Raw genomic sequence first — 17,490 nt, forward strand, 5'->3', positions numbered from 1 at the left:
AGCCATCCCTCCAGTGGCGTGAATAATATAAGGGGTGGAGGATCTTGTAAACCCTTAATTTTCATAATTTTGTTTTGTTGCTTGTTTTCTAATCATTCACGGCAATAAAAAGGGAAGCCATTGGCTTCCCTTTGCTGTTTGCTGACTATTTAGTCATTTTTTGTGTAGAAACGCTGTAGCTCTGTCAGGCCTTGCATCAACACAGGTAAGCGAGGGCTTACGTTTTTCAGGCGCTTGTAATTTTGGTCGTACAATTTGTAGTTACCAAATTTATCCAACACCGTTGTTTGCTGGTCAGTAACAAGAGCAAGTTCACGAGAGTCGCCCGCGAGAATCCACTTTCTGTTACGTTCATTAAACAGGCTGCGACCACTACTGAAATCTGTTGGGTTCGAAGATACACCCAATAGCTCTTGCATCAGTGTTACTGACACGTCTAGATGACTAGAACGGTGGGTGTATTCAGAAGCAGACTTGCCAGGCCAGCTGATAAACAGTGGTACTTGTAACTGATAACGACTGTAGTTGGAGTTTGCACCCCAGCTGTTGGTTTTGGTTTCGTTAAACTCAGTACCGTGGTTAGAGGTAATGATAACCACCGTGTTATCGGCAAGCTCTAAGCGTTCCAGTTCAGCGTAGATAGTTGCTAGCTGAGCATCGGCCGCTGTCGCCGACTTTTGATAGTCTGCTGCAAAACGCTCTGCTGTCGTTAGCGTAGAGTCCGACTCTGAACTTGAATCGTAGCTGGCGAAGTTATCCAGTGTGGTTAATTCAATAAAGTTAAACCAAGGGCGTTTAGCTTGCGGTGATTGAATCCAGTTAGACCAAGCTTTTATGGCACTCTGGTCATCATAAGTTGCTTGCTCTGGCATCACATCACGGCCTCGGAAGATGATATCCGAGTACAGTGCATCACTAAAGTTGTCGCCACTGAAAGCAGCGAACTTGTAATCGTGATTCTCTAAAACATCGAGCAATACTGCGCTTGACCCCTGAGCTTCAATGCTGCTTGCGTAGCTGCTCGGTAGGCCGTAGAACAAGCCAAAAATACCAAACATATCGTTACTTGAACTGTAGTGGTTGGTGAAGTTGATCGACTGTTGTGCGTAGGCATAGCTGTTTGGCATCGCTGTCGCATTAAGAGCGTCAGAGCGAAGGTTGTTCACACTCACCATCAGGATATTAAGATCATCACTGCGGCGGTTGTATTGAATTTTTTCTAGCGGGTAGCTAACTAGGTTTACATTCTCTTTGTTCGCTTCTAAACGCTCAAGGTACTCTTCACGGTCTAATAGGCCATGTTTTTCCATAAAGCTTTTCGCTGTCATTGGGTAAGACAGTGGGAAGTTCGCTTTCTGGCTAGTAATTGGGTTATAGAAGTACGCATCAGCCCACATGTAGGTCAAGTGGCTGCTGATGAAACACAAGAAGAAGACGGCAGTAATCGGACGGCCAATGTGTTTATGAGACAGTTTACGCTGCTTACGCCAAACCCACTCAGATAGACCGAGTTGCAGCAAGAAGATAAGCGGCATAACAATGAAGAGGTGCTGCAAATCAGACGTGAATGCAGATTCCTCTCCACTGAATAAAACCTCCCACACGACAGGCGTCAGGTGGAGGTTTATATTTTGATACGTTTGGGTATCAATCAGTAGGACAGTTAAACCTATGGTCGCGAAGATAACGGCAACCAAACGTAATAACTTCCTCGACGGAAGAATAAAAGTGAGCGGGAACAGCACTAATAGATAGAGCGCGAACACTAAAAAGCCAAAATGACCAACCCACGATGCAGCCAAATAGAATTGGCCTAGCAAGGTTTCTGGCCAAGCAGATTGAGTAATATAACGAGTACCAATCAACATCGCAGCAATGATGTTGAAAAATGCAAACCAGTGACCCCAACCAACCAGTCGAGATACACGATCGCTATATGAGTTTGCGCTGTCTACCATTTATAATTCTTTTATCCGTCAATCAAATTTAGTGAGACTTTTTATCTTCAAGAGAAGAAATTAAAGCCTCGGCAAATTTTTCAGCAATTCCTTTGCGTTGTGAAGCAGCAACATTCTGATTTAAGACATTGGTTGCGATATTTCCAGCGATCATCAGTGAAAGTTCTGGCGAAGCTTTGTGCTTAGTTAGTACAGCACCTACTTCAGCTAGGATTTTTTCAACTTGATCATCTGTGTATTTAGATATAATCGGCATAAGGACTCTAATAATGATAGTAAAAGCGGCTTATGATAACCTACTATGCACGACAACTGAAACCTGAACGGTAATATTTTCACTATGAGCCTTCACCTTTCCAACGTAATTTTACACCAGCTGAGCAAGAACGATCAGGATGAGCTGATTGTTAACTATCGTGCTGAATCTCTAGAAAACGATGCTTCATCTGAAAGCCTAGTTGCTGAACTTCACCGTGTTTTTAATTCAAAAGCAGGCAAAGGGTTTGGTTCTTTCAAATCTGACAGCGAATTCCAGCAGTGGTTGCATCAACTTCGTGCTGGTGAGACAAACTTTTACGATTTTTCTCAAAAGAGTGCGCAACGTCTAAAAGACGAACTATCAAAGTACCCATTCGCTGACGAAGGTATCTTGGTAATGGCTGAATATCAGTCACTTGCAACAGATTACCTTTTCATTGGTTTATTGCCTTCAAACCAAAGCCTAAAGGTAACTGAAGGGCTTGATATTAGTGCGACTGACTACCTTGATATCTCAAAAATGGATATCGCGGCTCGTCTAGACCTTTCAACTTATGAGACTGATAAAGAGTCAAACCGTTACTTAACTTACATTAAAGGACGTGTTGGCCGTAAAGTCGCGGATTTCTTCTTAGATTTCTTACAAGCTGAAGTTGGTTTGGATGCGAAACAGCAGAACCAAGTACTGATGCAAGCGGTAGAAGACTTCGTTTCTGACTCTAAATTAGAGAAAGAAGAAGCGATCAGCTACAAAAAGCAGGTTGCGGATTACTGTAACGAGCAGCTTAAAGCGGGCGATGAAGTACAAGTTCGTGAACTTTCTGGTGAGTTGCCAGCAAGCACAGATGGCACAAGCTTCTTTGACTATACTAGTGAGCAAGGCTACGAGTTAGAAGACAGCTTCCCAGCCGATCGCGCAACTATGCGTAAACTAACAAAATTTGTTGGTGCTGGTGGCGGTTTGAATGTTAGTTTTGATAGTCTGCTTCTAGGCGAACGTATCTTTTACGATCCGGAGACAGACACGCTAACGATTAAAGGCACTCCACCGAACTTACGTGACCAACTGACTCGCAATAAGTCATAGTCCGAAGTTAACGGATAAAAGCGGCAGCAGGACGTTGTCGCTTATTTTGTGCTTAATCTTTTAGCTACGGTCATGGCTTCAAGTTAACACGCACAAGGAATATAGATGGAACAATCAGTAGCAAAGCCCAAACGCTTTAAAAAACCAGCCACCTTTTTGGTTGTGCTCTTGGCTCTGTGGTTACTTCCTTCATTGGCTCTTCTTAATCTAAGCCGTTCCTACACCAATTCTCTAGCTCAAATCGAAGAGCTCGGTATTCGAGTCAACGAATTGAGGCAATCGCTTTATTTCTCAGAACCGCTTCGAGTCTCTCGTATCAATGATCTCGCACTCGATGCTCAGTTGGTTTATTCGATCCGACTGCAGATTGAATCTGATTTCCAACACGCCTTGTTTCGTCCTGATGTCAACCAACTGTTGTACGTAGCTGATCAGTTCCTAGAAAAGTTCGATGAGTTCATTCCAATAGAAAGCCAAGTTCAAGACATCGTTGATAACATTAAGATCTTGCGTGCTGATAAAGAGCTTTCCCCTCAGCTAAAACCGCTCCTCAACGAATTCGGTGTTGTGGTATTTGAAGCCATGTATTCTGAAAATCAAAGTTCGTCAGCGACTTATCGCGCCTTTGATTCCATTCTAGAAAAATCTTATTCCTTAGAAAACGAAGAACAAGATGCACTCCAACAACTACTGGCTGATGCGTCAGCATTGTTGAGTGATTACGCTCAGCTTAACTATTTGGTTGATAAGATTAAGAAAAACTCAGTAAATGAACAGATCATAAAACTCGAAGCTGAGTTCCATGATCGTCAATTCAACCTATTGTTGGTGATGCTAGGCTTAAGCTTGGTGGCGATGAGCGGGATAGTGTTTTGGGGCGTTAGGTCCACAAAAACGATGAAAGAAGCAGACCAAGAACTCAGCTCTGAACTAGAAATTAATTCAAGTAAGGAAGACGCTTCTTATAGCGATGTTGTTTCCTCAGCAGTGAAACAAGCAGATAGTGACGCTTATGTATCCGAGAACAGGCCAACGCGCCAGTCTTCCGCCTCTCAACCTATGCAGAGCGTTAACGTTACAAGCCAACCCGTTGTACAAGACTCTATTCAGCAAGCCTCTGAGCAGGCACCAGTAGTCGAGAAACACGTTGCCAGTGTCACAGATTCAAAGCCTGCGATTGATATTGAAGACATGTTAGAAACGCTCGATGGTGACGCTGAGTCTGTCGAACTCTTGCTTGGTGTGTTTGTACAAGACCACGCAGGTGACTACGAGAAGTTTAAGTCTTTGCTGACCAAAGATGAAACCACCGCTGCTCGCATTGTACATAGCTTAAAAGGTGTGGCTGGCAGTATTAAAGCGTCTCGATTAGCCATCATTGCCGCAAGTATTGAAATGACAATGAAGCAGTCCAGAGCGATCAGTGAACATGATTTAGCTGAATTAGAGAAGGCCATAAAAGCCTCTGTGGATTCTGCTCATGAATATTTAGACAGTCAGCGTTAACTTTTACAGGATTTTTGACAATACTCTGACGAAGCGCTCATACAATCCGCGCCCTTAGTCTTTGTCAGAGGTTTATATGTTACGAGTTTCGAGTCGAAGTTGGATGGTGTTGGTGCTTAGCATTGTGCTAAGTGGTTGTTCTCTCTTAGAAGTTAAGTTAGATAGTCAAACGACGCCTCTCACTCAACAAGAGTTAAATGCTCGGATCATGACGCGTGAATACGCCAAGATGTTCTTTACACGAGTAGAAGACTCAGCCGATCTCATCGCGCAATCTTACCCTGCTGATGACACCTTACATCAATCTTATGTGTTGCTTTGGAAGATCCATGCAGAGCAGGGTTTACAACAAGCGGCTTACCAAACTTCCCCTATGTCTGCGTTAATTGATTCGTGGGTTTTCACTGCTCAAATGAATCAGTTTTATAGCCAAGGCGATGGCGCGGATCTGTTCGTGACGGATAATGCAGTAGAGACAGCTCGTTTTCTTGATCAAGAAGCCGAGAAGCTGGCAAAGGGTGTATTGAGCTCGAGTGATTTCAAAAACAGCAAAGCGTTCGTTGCGCAGTTTGCTGCTAGCCACCCATTTAAAGACCTCACATTCAGAAGCACACCTGCTTACCGTGAATGGCTAAGTTACCTTGGTAAAGACGAATCGCAAATCGTTCAGAGCTTAGGCACCATGCCAGAAGCCATGAGTGACGCATCTGATCGTTTAAGCCTTATGGCTGACCAGACACCGAAACTGATGTCGTGGAAGGCGGAGCTGGTTGCATTAAATAGCTCACTAACGGGTGAAGACCTATCGATGACGCTGGAAAGCCTTCGTCAAACATCAGAAAGCATGCAAGACTTCATTGAGAACAACCCGGAGTACATGCAAACACTGGCTTCTATTATGTCGACAGAAATGCAGCCTCTACTCAACGATCTTAGCGACAAGACAGACCAAAAATTAGCAATGCTCACTGAAGAGCGTGTGGCATTAGAAAAAATGGTGACACGTGAGAGAGAAGCTCTGGTAGAGATGATTGCGAAAGAGCGCATCGAGATTGCCGGCATTGTGACTTCAGAAAGAGAACTGTTCACGCAAGACCTTGATCGTGTCGCTCAAGAGGTGGTGGTACTGGCGATTGATAAACTGATGGAGTTAATCAAAGGTGTGATTATTTACTTCATCCTGTTTATCTTAGTAGTGTTCTTTGCACCGTTAGGCATCGGTTACTGGTTGGGTAAACGAACCGCCAAGAAATAGATAAATAAGTAAATCAGCAGATCAAAAAAGAGCGCTCTAGGGCGCTCTTTTTGCATTTATCCATTAACGTTTTGAGTTACGTTCGAAAGCGTTAGCTCCTGAACTTAAGCTTGTTGCTTGCTTAACTCGGTCGCTTCTTCAGCTTCAAACGCTGGTGCTGTTGGTTCACACTTATCAACGAACCAACCCATGTAAGATGTCACGATAGTCACGATGATACAGATGAAGCTTAACCACATGAAGGGTGCGTAAGACAGCGTCGCAACACCAAGAATACTCGCCATGTAGATACCGTTATCACTCCAGGGAACCATACCCGACGTTAGCGTGCCACCAAACTCAGCATTACGAGATAGGTTCTTACGCTTGTAGCCTAAACGGTCGTAGTTTTTCGCACAGATTTTTGGCGTAAGGATTAACGATACGTACATTGCAGAACCGAACACGTTACCCATGAAGGCCGTACCAATTGTGCTCGTCGCTAGTGAGCCTGCGCTGTTTACGCGGCGCTCAAACACCTTAGCGATTGTCTCTAGTACGCCCACTTTATCCAGTAAGCCACCGAAACCTAGACCAAATACGATAACCGCAACTGAACCTAGCATTGAAGACATGCCGCCACGGTTAAGAATCGAATCAATAAACTCTACGCCAGATGAGATTGAGAACGGTGCCCAAGCAGTGTTGAATGCCGTTAGGAAGTCGATATCTTGGATCATGACTGCCCAGATAATACCCAGCAGAGAACCAAAACTGATGACCGGGAATGAAGGCATACGGAAAGCCAACAGACCAAGCACGATAAGTACCGGAACGAATGAGTAAGGCGTGATGTAGAACTGAACTTCCATTGCTTTGATTACAGAGTCTACTTGGCTCATGTCAACGTTGCCCGCGTAGTGGAAACCAAACGCAGTAAACATGATGCCTGTAATCACGTAGCTGATTAACGCAACTGGAAGCATGCCCTTGATGTGTTCAACCACTTCAACACCAGACATTGAAGAAGCCAGAATCACTGAATCAGAAAGAGGAGACATCTTGTCACCGAAGTAACAGCCTGACAGCACGGCACCTGCAGTAATCGGTGCTGGAACACCTAGGCCTTGGCCGATACCCATCATCGCGATACCTGCTGTACCCGCAGCACCCCAAGAAGTACCGGTCGCCAATGCAGTTAGAGAACAGATGATCATGGTCGCTAAAAGGAAGATAGAAGGGTGGATAGCTTTCAGACCATAGTAAATGATAGTAGGTACGATCCCGCCTGAGATCCAAGTACCAACAAGAGCGCCAACGGCTAAAAGTATTAAAACCGCGCCTAAGCCATTGGATATTCCTTTGAGTGCTGCTTTTTCTAAGTCTTTGTATTGGTGTCCAAGACGAATACCAAGAACCATGATAATGAACCAGCCAATATACAAGGCAAGTTGAATTGGAAGGTCAAGCTTTGCAGTAAAGGAAAAAGCAAGGGATAGAAATAGTCCTAACGCGATGAATACCTGCAATAGGTTCGGTAGGCGAGTTTTACTCTGCTTCATAAAAGCCTCTTGTGATTTCGAGCATTTATAGTGCTTCGTTATAGTGTGTGGTGCAAAACGGACACTACAGTAATTAGTTTATTATATCGAAAAAATACGCCCAAGTTGTGATATTTGACTGTTAACTCAATCAATTGTGGTTTCATAATCTAAATTTTTGTTACATTCATGATTGTTACATGTTGAAATCTGTCGCACGTTGTTTTCGTTTTGTAAAATAAAACTCTGATTAACCTTGGTTTAAAAGAGGGATTTACTGTTTGTGATGAGCGTCGATTGAATCGACTTTGGCGATGTAAATGTTTGAATTTGACGATAATGGACGCTTAATCAATGAGGTGGAGATGGAATGTCGATACAGAGATAACTGCACGATTCATTACGTTCACTTAAAAGAAACGAAAAAGTTACACTTTTTGACAAAAAGCACTTGAGTTCTGTTTCTGAAAAACTTATAGATGGGGGAGAGCAATTTTTAATTTATACATGGAGAGTGAGCGATGAGAGTAGGTCTAGTTGGTTGGCGCGGTATGGTTGGTTCTGTACTGATGCAACGTATGGTTGAAGAGAAAGACTTCGACTTGATTGAGCCTGTTTATTACAGCACATCTCAGATTGGTATTCCTGCCCCTGTTTTAGGTGGTAAAGATGCGGGTCTACTTCAAGACGCTTTTGATATTGATAGCCTAAAACAGCTTGATGCTGTGATTACCTGTCAAGGCGGCGATTACACATCAAAAGTATACCCAGCACTGCGTCAAGCAGGTTGGAAAGGTTACTGGATTGATGCAGCATCTACTCTGCGTATGGATGCTGATTCAATCATCACTCTTGATCCTGTTAACTTGGCTCAAATCCAGCAAGGCATTCACAGCGGCACCAACACGTTCGTTGGCGGTAACTGTACTGTGAGCTTAATGCTTATGGCTCTAGGTGGTCTGTACGAGAAAGGCATGGTTGAGTGGATGAGTGCCATGACTTACCAAGCAGCTTCTGGTGCGGGTGCTAAGAACATGCGTGAGCTGATCTCACAAATGGGTGTGATCAACGACAGCGTAAGTTCTGAGTTAGCAAACCCTTCAAGCTCAATTCTTGATATCGATAAGAAAGTGGCTGATACGATTCGTTCATCTTCATTCCCAACAGACCAATTTGGTGCTCCGCTTGCAGGCTCACTGATTCCTTGGATCGATGTGAAGCGTGAAAACGGTCAGAGTAAAGAAGAGTGGAAAGCCGGTGTTGAAGCGAACAAGATTCTTGGTCTAGATGGTCTGCCAATCCCAATTGATGGTACTTGTGTACGAATCGGTGCAATGCGTTGTCACGCTCAAGCACTAACGATCAAGCTTAAGCAAGACGTGCCAATGGACGAGATCGAAGAGATCATCGCAACGCACAATGATTGGGTTAAAGTGATTCCTAATGACCGCGACATCACGGCACAGGAGCTAACACCAGCGAAAGTAACAGGCACAATGTCTGTACCTGTCGGTCGTCTGCGTAAGATGTCGATGGGTAACGACTTCCTAAACGCCTTCACGGTTGGTGACCAACTACTTTGGGGTGCTGCAGAACCACTACGTCGTACTCTGCGCATTATCCTTGCTGAGAAAGCGTAATAGGCAAGATTGCTTAAATTCTATTAGCTGATAAACCGAAAGGGTTGACGACAAACGTCAACCCTTTTTAGTTTATTGCTACCTCGTTATTCGGCCCTCGAAACTGCCCTTAAATCTCTTCGCATCTCGCTACTCGAATCTCGTGTCTGCTTTTATTTCTCGTCGGTGACGACACGCTTGTCTGGATCCGCTAATTCGCTAGCACAGTGCTTGCAATACATGGCGTCTGAATCATGACCCGCTCGGTTACAGTTCGGGCACTTAACCAATTCTTTGTGCGAGTTCATCTCATTACTGAGTTCTGCAGTAATGATCCCGGTTGGCACTGCTAAGATAGAGTAACCCAATAGCATGGTCAGTGATGCTATGGCTTTACCAAGCGCGGTCTGCGGCACCATGTCACCATAACCTACCGTAGTGATAGTCACGATGGCCCAATAGATACTGTGAGGAATACTGGTGAAGCCATTGTCAGGACCTTCAATAACAAAGATCAAGGCGCCAAAGATAACCACCAAGATGCCGACGGTGCTAAAGAAGATCAGTATCTTTCGTCGTGCCATTAATAGTGAGCGCAACAGAATATTGGAATCTTGCAGGTAGCGAACCAGCTTTAGAATTCGGAAGATACGCATCACACGCAGCAGTCTCACCACACCCATAAATGAAGCGCCTGGGAAGATGATTGCTAGGTAGGTCGGAAGAATCGCCAATAGGTCAACGACACCATAAAAACTGGTGGCGTAAGATTTTGGCTTTGGGGAGCAATAGAGCCTTAACAAATACTCAAGAGTGAAGAGTGCAGTGAAGGTGTATTCGATATAACGCAGCTGTTGTGACCATTCGGTCATCACATTAGGGATGGATTCTAAGATCAGAACCAACAGCGAAGCCAAGATTGCAACGATCAGAGTTATATCAAATGCACGTCCGGCTGGCGTGTGAGTACCAAAGATAATGACGTACAAATGATGCTTGAGTGGCTTGCGTGACATAAGGAGAGGTTCGTCTTCTGTTAAATGCATTAAACAGTCATTATACAAGCTTCATAATAACGAGGCGAGTGAAAGCCCAATTGCTTTACTCGCCTCATCTATATTTCAATATTGTTGCCCTTTATAGAGCAACCGAAATGTTGTTAAAGGTTATGCCAAGCCTGGGAACAGATTACGTAGGCCATTGGCGATGAACTCGATGCCCAATGCGCCAAGAATCAGACCCATGATACGAGTGATCACGTTGATACCCGTTTGACCTAAAAAGCGAACGATAACCGGCGCTGAACGGAACAAAAGCCAAGAGCACGTTGCGAATGCGATGATGCTAATGCCGATGCCGACCGTATCAATCGCGGCTGGATAGCGAGAACCATAAACAATGGTCGAGCTGATTGCACCTGGGCCTGCCATTAGCGGCATAGCAAGTGGAACAACGCCGATCTGCTCTTTGCTGATGTATTCAGACTTCTCTTGTTTGTTCTGCTTATCTTCACCGAGCTTACCGCTCATCATCGAAAATGCGATGCTCAGTAATAGTAAACCACCTGCAACACGGAATGAGTCCAGCGAGATACTAAACATATCAAGCAGCATTTGCCCCGCAACAAGAGAGACAATGAGGATCACGGCAACAGCAATGTTTGCTTGTAAGGCTGTCCTGTTCCTCTCTTCTGGCGGCATATGAGCAGTAAGAGAAACAAAAACAGGCATGATGCCGATTGGGTTTACGGCAGCAACAAGCCCAAGGAAGAATTGCATAAAAATTGCGAGTTCTAAGCCTTGCATGAGAGCGATCTCCAGTTAGCGTACTTAAGGTTGAAGGGTTGATCTGTGAATAGTTTAGGCGCGTAATGTAAGGGACAAACTCGATTTACGCGAATGAAAAAAACTAACTTGAAATGGGTGATTCTTTTTAGAAAAACTAATTGAATCTCACTTTTGTTTTAAGCCTGTTGCAAGCTAGTTGGTAGTGTTTAATTTTGTAATTTATTATTGAGTAACTGTTAACCGACGCACGAAATTAATAAAAATTATGTCAGAATCTAGCCCGTACAACGGTATGGATATACTCTCAGTAGCACGAATATAGCTGTATACATGTAATTTAACGGACTAAAAATGAAACTTTTTTACAGTTTATTACGCTATGTAGAAAAAAGTTGTCTGTTTGCTTGTTTTTTTCGCGAACGAAAAGTGTGAGTTTAATCTATATAAATCATGCTCTTAAGTTCATTTTTGCGATTGCCTTACTACTTTCTGGTTAATTCTTTTTGGGTAACTGATCTGGGTCAATTTTTTTCACACAGTGAAATAATATACTCAGCCCTGAAAGCAATTTACTAAGAACGTTGGTGTTTAAGGTTAACGGCAAGCAGCGAGTTTAATAAAAAGTTTTTAATATTTATTATTTTAGGAGATCCACCATGCCTGTAACTAACTTAGCGGAACTTGATGCTCTAGTAGCTCGCGTTAAAGCAGCACAAGAAGAGTTTGCAACATTCTCTCAAGAGAAAGTAGATGCAATCTTCCGCGCAGCTTCTCTTGCTGCTAACCACGCTCGTATTCCACTTGCTCAACAAGCAGTTGCTGAATCTGGAATGGGTATTGTTGAAGATAAGGTTATCAAAAACCACTTTGCATCTGAATTTATCTACAACAAATACAAAGACGAAAAAACATGTGGCATCTTAGAAGAAGATGACAACCTAGGCACAATGACTATCGCTGAGCCTGTAGGTATCATCTGTGGTATCGTTCCAACAACGAACCCAACTTCTACAGCAATCTTCAAATCTCTAATTTCTCTTAAGACACGTAACGGCATCATCTTCTCGCCACACCCACGTGCAAAGAACTCAACTAACGACGCAGCGAAACTAGTTCTAGACGCAGCTGTTGCAGCGGGTGCTCCACGAGACATCATCGGTTGGATCGACCAACCATCTGTAGAGCTTTCTAACGCGCTTATGAAGCACGACGGTATCGCACTTATCCTTGCTACTGGTGGTCCAGGCATGGTTAAAGCAGCATACTCTTCAGGTAAGCCTGCTATCGGTGTTGGTGCTGGTAACGTTCCTGTCGTTATCGATGAAACAGCTGACATCAAACGTGCTGTAGCATCTATCCTTATGTCTAAGACTTTCGATAACGGCGTAGTATGTGCTTCTGAGCAAGCTGCAATCGTAGTTAGCGAAGTATATGACGAAGTTAAAGAGCGTTTCGCTTCTCACAAAGCTCACGTTCTATCTAAAGCTGACGCTGATAAAGTACGTAAAGTTCTGCTTATCGACGGCAACCTAAACGCTAAAATCGTAGGTCAACCTGCTCCAGCAATCGCTGAAATGGCTGGTGTTAAAGTTCCTGCTGATACAAAAGTACTTGTAGGTGAAGGTCTTGGTAAAGTTTCTTACGATGACGAATTCGCTCACGAGAAACTATCTCCAACTCTAGGTCTATTCCGCGCAGATGACTTCGAAGACGCAGTTGCTCAAGCGGTAACTATGGTTGAAATCGGTGGTATCGGTCACACATCTGGTCTTTACACTAACCAAGATACTAACGCAGACCGCATCCGTTACTTCGGTGACAAGATGAAGACTGCTCGTATCCTAATCAACATCCCGACTACTCACGGTGGTATCGGTGACCTGTACAACTTCAACGTTGCACCTTCTCTAACTCTAGGTTGTGGTTCATGGGGTGGTAACTCTATCTCTGAGAACGTAGGTCCTAAGCACCTTATCAACAAGAAAACTGTAGCGAAGCGAGCTGAAAACATGTTGTGGCACAAACTACCTAAGTCTATCTACTTCCGTCGTGGTAGCCTTCCAATCGCAATGAGCGACCTAGAAGGTAAGAAACGCGCATTCCTAGTAACTGACCGTTTCCTATTCAACAACGGTTACGCAGATGACGTAGTTAGCTTGCTTAAAGCACAAGGCATCGAAGTTCAAACTTTCTTCGACGTAGAAGCGGATCCAACGCTATCTGTTGTTGAGAAAGGCGCTGAAGCAATGAAGAGCTTCCAACCTGACGTAATCCTTGCTCTAGGTGGCGGTTCTCCAATGGATGCTGCTAAGATCATGTGGGTTATGTACGAGCACCCAGAAACTCACTTCGAAGAACTAGCAATGCGCTTTATGGACATCCGTAAACGTATCTACAAGTTCCCTAAAATGGGTCAAAAAGCTGAGCTTGTATGTATCACTACAACTTCAGGTACAGGTTCAGAGGTTACTCCATTCGCTGTTGTTACTGACGACAAGACTGGTGCTAAATACCCACTAGCTGATTACGAAATCACGCCAAACATGGCTATCGTTGATGCGAACCTAGTAATGAACATGCCTAAGTCTCTAACAGCGTTCGGTGGTTACGATGCAGTAACTCACGCTCTTGAAGCTTACGTATCTGTTCTAGCGAACGAGTACTCAGACGGTCAAGCTCTTCAAGCTCTTAAGATGCTTAAAGAATACCTACCATCAAGCTACAAAAATGGTGCGGCTGACCCAATAGCTCGTGAGAAAGTACACAACGCAGCAACTATCGCTGGTGTAGCATTTGCGAACGCATTCCTAGGTGTGTGTCACTCAATGGCTCACAAAATTGGTGCTGAGTTCCACCTACCACACGGTCTTGCTAACGCACTACTTATCTCAAACGTTGTACGTTACAACGCGAACGATAACCCAACTAAGCAGACTGCATTCTCTCAGTACGACCGTCCACAAGCACGTCGTCGTTACGCTGAAGTTGCTGACCACCTAGGCCTAAGCCAAGCTGGTGACCGTACAGCTCAGAAGATTGAACGTCTACTGACTTGGTTAGAAGAGCTTAAAGTTGACCTAGATATCCCACTATCTATCCAAGCTGCGGGTGTTAACGAGTCTGACTTCATCGCTAAACTAGACGAGCTAGCTGTTGAAGCGTTCGATGACCAGTGTACAGGTGCTAACCCACGTTACCCTCTAATCACTGAGCTAAAAGAAGTTCTAACAACTTCTTACTTCGGCCAACCATACGTTGAAGGCGAAACTTTCGAAGGTACTACAGTTATCCTTAAGAAAGCAGACCAAAAGCCAGCTGAAGCGAAAGCGCCAAAAGCTAAAAAAGAAAAAGCTAACGCATAATAAGTAAGCATTAGTTTTGAGATAAGTTTTCGCTAGCACGATACTTATCTATCGGGAAAAGATGAAAGCCCCAGTCGAGAGACTGGGGCTTTTTTTATGTTTGGTTCGTTTGTAAAACGGATTGAGAGGCAATAGCTCTGCTACTTAATATGAGCTGAGCCAGTCATGTTCAATTGGAATAGGGAGTTAAACCTCTGCCGCGACAACTCGCCCACTGAAGTAGTCATTCGAGACAATGTATTCGGTTGTTCTGGTCAGCTCGTCTTGCAGCTGCGCCCAGTGACATCGGTTGAGCTTGCCATCGGAGTTATGAACGGCGGGAACAACGCCACCGACTCGAATGCCAAAGGGAGTCAGCTCTTTCGCCCAACTATGGGTAAAGCCAGTTATCATTGAGTTTGCGCTCTCTAAGCCAGACACATCGTGAAAGTCATCATGAGATATCACATTCACAATCACGCCTTCCTTATCTTCCTCTCGCAATCTCTCAGCACTGATTTGCCCAAATGCGAACAGGGTCGATGCCATCGATGAGAGATCATTAATAAAGCTGCTCACAGGCTGATCGCCAATTAGGCTAGGCATTGGGGAGCTTATCCAGTTATTGACCAGCACATCGGGTGTCGTGTTGAAGGTGGTTTGAATAAAATCATATACGCTGAGAATCGCTTGGCTGTCATTGCCTTTGAGCGTGTAGTGGTAAACAGAGTCAGAAAACCGGGCACACTGTAGATACGTCGCTTTAAGTGCTTCCGTGTCTTTATCACAAAGGATGACGGTGGCTCCAAGGTTAACAAAGTGGTTCGCAATCGCCCCCCCCAGTCGCGAGCCGGCAGATGTCACCAATATGATTGAGCTTTTTATTTCCATCCCAGTACCTAAACAAATCGTCCATGTCGGATAAGGATGGGTTAAAATTCATACAACGGGTGTGAATTGGTTCAAACTAAGGTGTGCCAATTAATAAGTTTTTATGAACTTAGTGGCACTTCACATTTTGTAGTAACTTCAAGCGGTAACCGACATCAGGTGTTTTTAGGTTGCCTAAGGCTAGTGGTTCATATCATTCGTGTGAATACTTTGAAGTGTGCGAGTTAGTCGAAGAAGAGCTATGGATAGACAGCGAAAAAGGGAAAGGTAGGTGATCGCTATACTTGAGCTTGAATTTGATACCGACGTTGCGCGGTGGTTAGCTCATTGTAGAGCGTGGCATGTGGCAAATCAGGTAAATGCTTGTTTGCGAGTTTGCGTCGGTCATGACCAGAAAGGTTTTGGTAAACCTCTTCGGGTAAGTCGGCTGTATCTTCAGGCATGAAGGCAAGCGCTTCAGGTTTCAAGTAATGGCTGAGTTTGGCGCTGGCAAGGCTAGCTTGATGAAAATGATTAGATTGCTGAGCTGAAATCTCATATGAAGACTGGTTTGAACGCAGTTGTTGAGGTTCTGCTACGCCAAATTGTTTGCGCAGGCGATCTTCATTTGTCTCTGTGATTTCAATGGTGTCAATTGGCGTGCAATCACGGACATCATTAGAAAACATAGATAACAGCAACGCGAAATCTGCACGGCGACCTTGCTCAACCGCTTGGCTGATCCCGATGCCGAACTTCAGTTCGTTGATGATTCCTGCTTTGTCTAAAGTATGTATTTGCATGTCGCCTCTCATTGGATACACCTTTAACGGCATGGAGTCGGCAAACTTTAGTGTTTAATTACAGGCAAATAGAGAATTTATGTAGGGTTGGGAAGAAGGCTATCAATAGTTCGAGAAGTAAGCGCTATTGGCGGGTTTATTACGAAATGTTTAGATTTTGTGGAACACGACAGATACAAAAAAGCTCACGCCGAGGCATGAGCTTTCAATAGATAACTCGCTATAAATAGCGCAGCGTAAGCAATAATTACTTAGCTAGGTTCTCTTCTACGAAAGACCAGTTTACTAGGTTCCAGAATGCAGCCATGTAGTCAGGGCGAACATTGCGGAAATCGATGTAGTAAGCGTGTTCCCATAGGTCAACAGTTAGAAGTGGAGTAACACCTTCTTCTGTTAGAGGAGTAGCAGCGTTAGAAGTGTTAACGATGTCTAGAGAACCGTCAGCTTTCTTAACTAACCAAGTCCAAGAAGAACCGAAGTTGTTGATTGCTGAATCAGTGAATTTCGCTTTGAATTCTTCGAAAGAACCGAATGCAGCGTTGATAGCTTCTGCAACAGCGCCAGTTGGTTCGCCGCCTGCTTTAGGAGCAAGACAGTGCCAGTAGAACGTGTGGTTCCAGATTTGAGCAGCGTTATTGAAAACACCACCAGTAGAAGTCTTAACGATCTCTTCTAGTGTTTTGCCTTCAAACTCAGTACCTGGGATAAGACCGTTTAGCTTAACAACGTAAGTGTTGTGGTGCTTACCGTGGTGGAAATCTAGCGTTTCTGCTGAGATGTGTGGTTCTAGCGCGTCTTTCGCGTAAGGAAGAGCCGGTAGTTCAAATGCCATTGCTCAATTCTCCATTGATATGAAAGAGTTAACTCTTTCGATTGCTTCCAGTGATATTATTATTCATGGCTCGCTATACTGCCAACCATGGTCAATTTGCTGACTTGCGATATAGTTTAGCAAGTTTTTACTTTATTAAAAGCTTATTTCATCACTTTTGTGTGAATTGTTAGCTTAGCTTGTTAACCGCTTTTTTTATATGGTTTTTATTCTTTTAGTTTGGGGTAGAATAAAGGCAATAAAAGCCGTAATCCATTAACGAGGAAGCAATGGAAACTATCGATAAAATCAAACAGCAAATTGAAGAAAACACTATTCTACTGTACATGAAAGGTTCTCCTAAGCTACCCAGCTGTGGTTTCTCTTCTCAAGCGTCTCAAGCTCTAATGGCATGTGGCGAAAAATTTGCTTACGTAGATATCCTACAAAACCCTGATATCCGTGCAGAGCTTCCTGCTTACGCACAGTGGCCAACTTTCCCACAACTTTGGGTTGAAGGTGAGCTAATCGGTGGTTGTGACATCATTCTTGAGATGTTCCAAAAAGGCGAACTTCAGCCAATCATCAAAGAAGCAGCGGCTAAAGTTGCTGGCGATGACGCTGAATAAGTTCTAGCCTTTGCGCTGAATAGTTAAAATGAGGGGCCTTAATCAG

The 17,490-nt window shown here is 44.1% G+C and carries 14 protein-coding genes; 6 read left to right on the plus strand and 8 right to left on the minus strand.

The window, feature by feature from the left end; all coding sequences use genetic code 11:
* Positions 1-149 precede the first annotated feature (149 nt).
* Both AB4323_RS17085 and AB4323_RS17090 read right to left on the minus strand, forming a co-directional pair.
* Positions 150-1,958, minus strand: coding sequence for a DUF3413 domain-containing protein (locus AB4323_RS17085; RefSeq protein WP_017065981.1), 1,809 nt, complete (start codon positions 1,956-1,958; stop codon positions 150-152).
* Positions 1,959-1,986: 28 nt separating this feature from the next.
* Positions 1,987-2,214 (minus strand): YejL family protein, encoded by a 228-nt coding sequence (locus AB4323_RS17090; RefSeq protein ID WP_004734063.1) that lies wholly within the window; start codon positions 2,212-2,214, stop codon positions 1,987-1,989.
* Between the two features lie 84 nt (positions 2,215-2,298).
* Between AB4323_RS17090 and yejK the strand changes: the two genes are divergently transcribed.
* The 3 genes from yejK to AB4323_RS17105 all read left to right on the plus strand — a co-directional run bounded on the left by yejK (position 2,299) and on the right by AB4323_RS17105 (position 6,064).
* Entirely contained in the window at positions 2,299-3,303 is a 1,005-nt protein-coding gene (gene yejK, locus AB4323_RS17095) for a nucleoid-associated protein YejK (RefSeq protein WP_017061190.1), read from the plus strand.
* A gap of 105 nt (positions 3,304-3,408) precedes the next feature.
* Positions 3,409-4,809 carry an Hpt domain-containing protein gene (locus AB4323_RS17100; protein ID WP_229647115.1) on the plus strand — a complete coding sequence of 467 codons (1,401 nt, stop codon included), beginning with the start codon at positions 3,409-3,411 and terminating at the stop codon, positions 4,807-4,809.
* A gap of 76 nt (positions 4,810-4,885) precedes the next feature.
* Positions 4,886-6,064, plus strand: a complete 1,179-nt coding sequence (locus AB4323_RS17105; protein WP_372152966.1) for a chemotaxis protein — start codon at positions 4,886-4,888, stop codon at positions 6,062-6,064.
* Positions 6,065-6,168: 104 nt separating this feature from the next.
* Here the strand turns inward: AB4323_RS17105 and nhaC are convergent, their stop codons facing one another.
* Positions 6,169-7,605: a Na+/H+ antiporter NhaC gene (gene nhaC, locus AB4323_RS17110; protein WP_017063453.1), complete on the minus strand. Its 1,437-nt coding sequence runs from the start codon at positions 7,603-7,605 to the stop codon at positions 6,169-6,171.
* Positions 7,606-8,105: 500 nt separating this feature from the next.
* On the opposite strand from nhaC, the gene asd reads away from it, so the two are divergent.
* Positions 8,106-9,224, plus strand: coding sequence for an aspartate-semialdehyde dehydrogenase (gene asd / locus AB4323_RS17115; protein WP_372152968.1), 1,119 nt, complete (start codon positions 8,106-8,108; stop codon positions 9,222-9,224).
* Between the two features lie 152 nt (positions 9,225-9,376).
* On the opposite strand, the gene AB4323_RS17120 is transcribed toward asd, so the two are convergent.
* On the minus strand, positions 9,377-10,219 hold the full coding sequence (locus tag AB4323_RS17120; protein ID WP_029235134.1) for an ion transporter: 843 nt from the start codon (positions 10,217-10,219) through the stop codon (positions 9,377-9,379).
* A 150-nt stretch (positions 10,220-10,369) separates the two neighbouring features.
* Entirely contained in the window at positions 10,370-11,008 is a 639-nt protein-coding gene (locus AB4323_RS17125) for a YchE family NAAT transporter (RefSeq protein ID WP_004734056.1), read from the minus strand.
* Between the two features lie 638 nt (positions 11,009-11,646).
* Between AB4323_RS17125 and adhE the strand changes: the two genes are divergently transcribed.
* The gene (gene adhE / locus AB4323_RS17130; protein WP_017061183.1) at positions 11,647-14,352 is read left to right on the plus strand and encodes a bifunctional acetaldehyde-CoA/alcohol dehydrogenase; all 2,706 of its coding nucleotides are present in this window, start codon (positions 11,647-11,649) and stop codon (positions 14,350-14,352) included.
* A gap of 186 nt (positions 14,353-14,538) precedes the next feature.
* Here adhE and AB4323_RS17135 read toward each other — a convergent pair whose 3' ends face one another.
* The 3 genes from AB4323_RS17135 to sodB form a co-directional block, all read right to left on the minus strand.
* Positions 14,539-15,222 carry an SDR family oxidoreductase gene (locus AB4323_RS17135; protein ID WP_017061182.1) on the minus strand — a complete coding sequence of 228 codons (684 nt, stop codon included), beginning with the start codon at positions 15,220-15,222 and terminating at the stop codon, positions 14,539-14,541.
* A gap of 278 nt (positions 15,223-15,500) precedes the next feature.
* Complete coding sequence (locus AB4323_RS17140) at positions 15,501-16,004, minus strand: VC2046/SO_2500 family protein (RefSeq protein WP_276202729.1); 504 nt, start codon at positions 16,002-16,004, stop codon at positions 15,501-15,503.
* 247 nt (positions 16,005-16,251) lie between these two features.
* On the minus strand, positions 16,252-16,836 hold the full coding sequence (sodB, locus tag AB4323_RS17145) for a superoxide dismutase [Fe] (protein WP_004734050.1): 585 nt from the start codon (positions 16,834-16,836) through the stop codon (positions 16,252-16,254).
* Between the two features lie 269 nt (positions 16,837-17,105).
* Here sodB and AB4323_RS17150 point away from each other — a divergent pair, with 269 nt between their 5' ends.
* Entirely contained in the window at positions 17,106-17,444 is a 339-nt protein-coding gene (locus AB4323_RS17150) for a Grx4 family monothiol glutaredoxin (RefSeq protein ID WP_004741702.1), read from the plus strand.
* Positions 17,445-17,490 lie beyond the last annotated feature (46 nt).

The sequence above is a fragment of the Vibrio sp. 10N.261.52.C11 genome (assembly GCF_041471405.1).
Lineage (GTDB): Bacteria > Pseudomonadota > Gammaproteobacteria > Enterobacterales > Vibrionaceae > Vibrio > Vibrio crassostreae_C.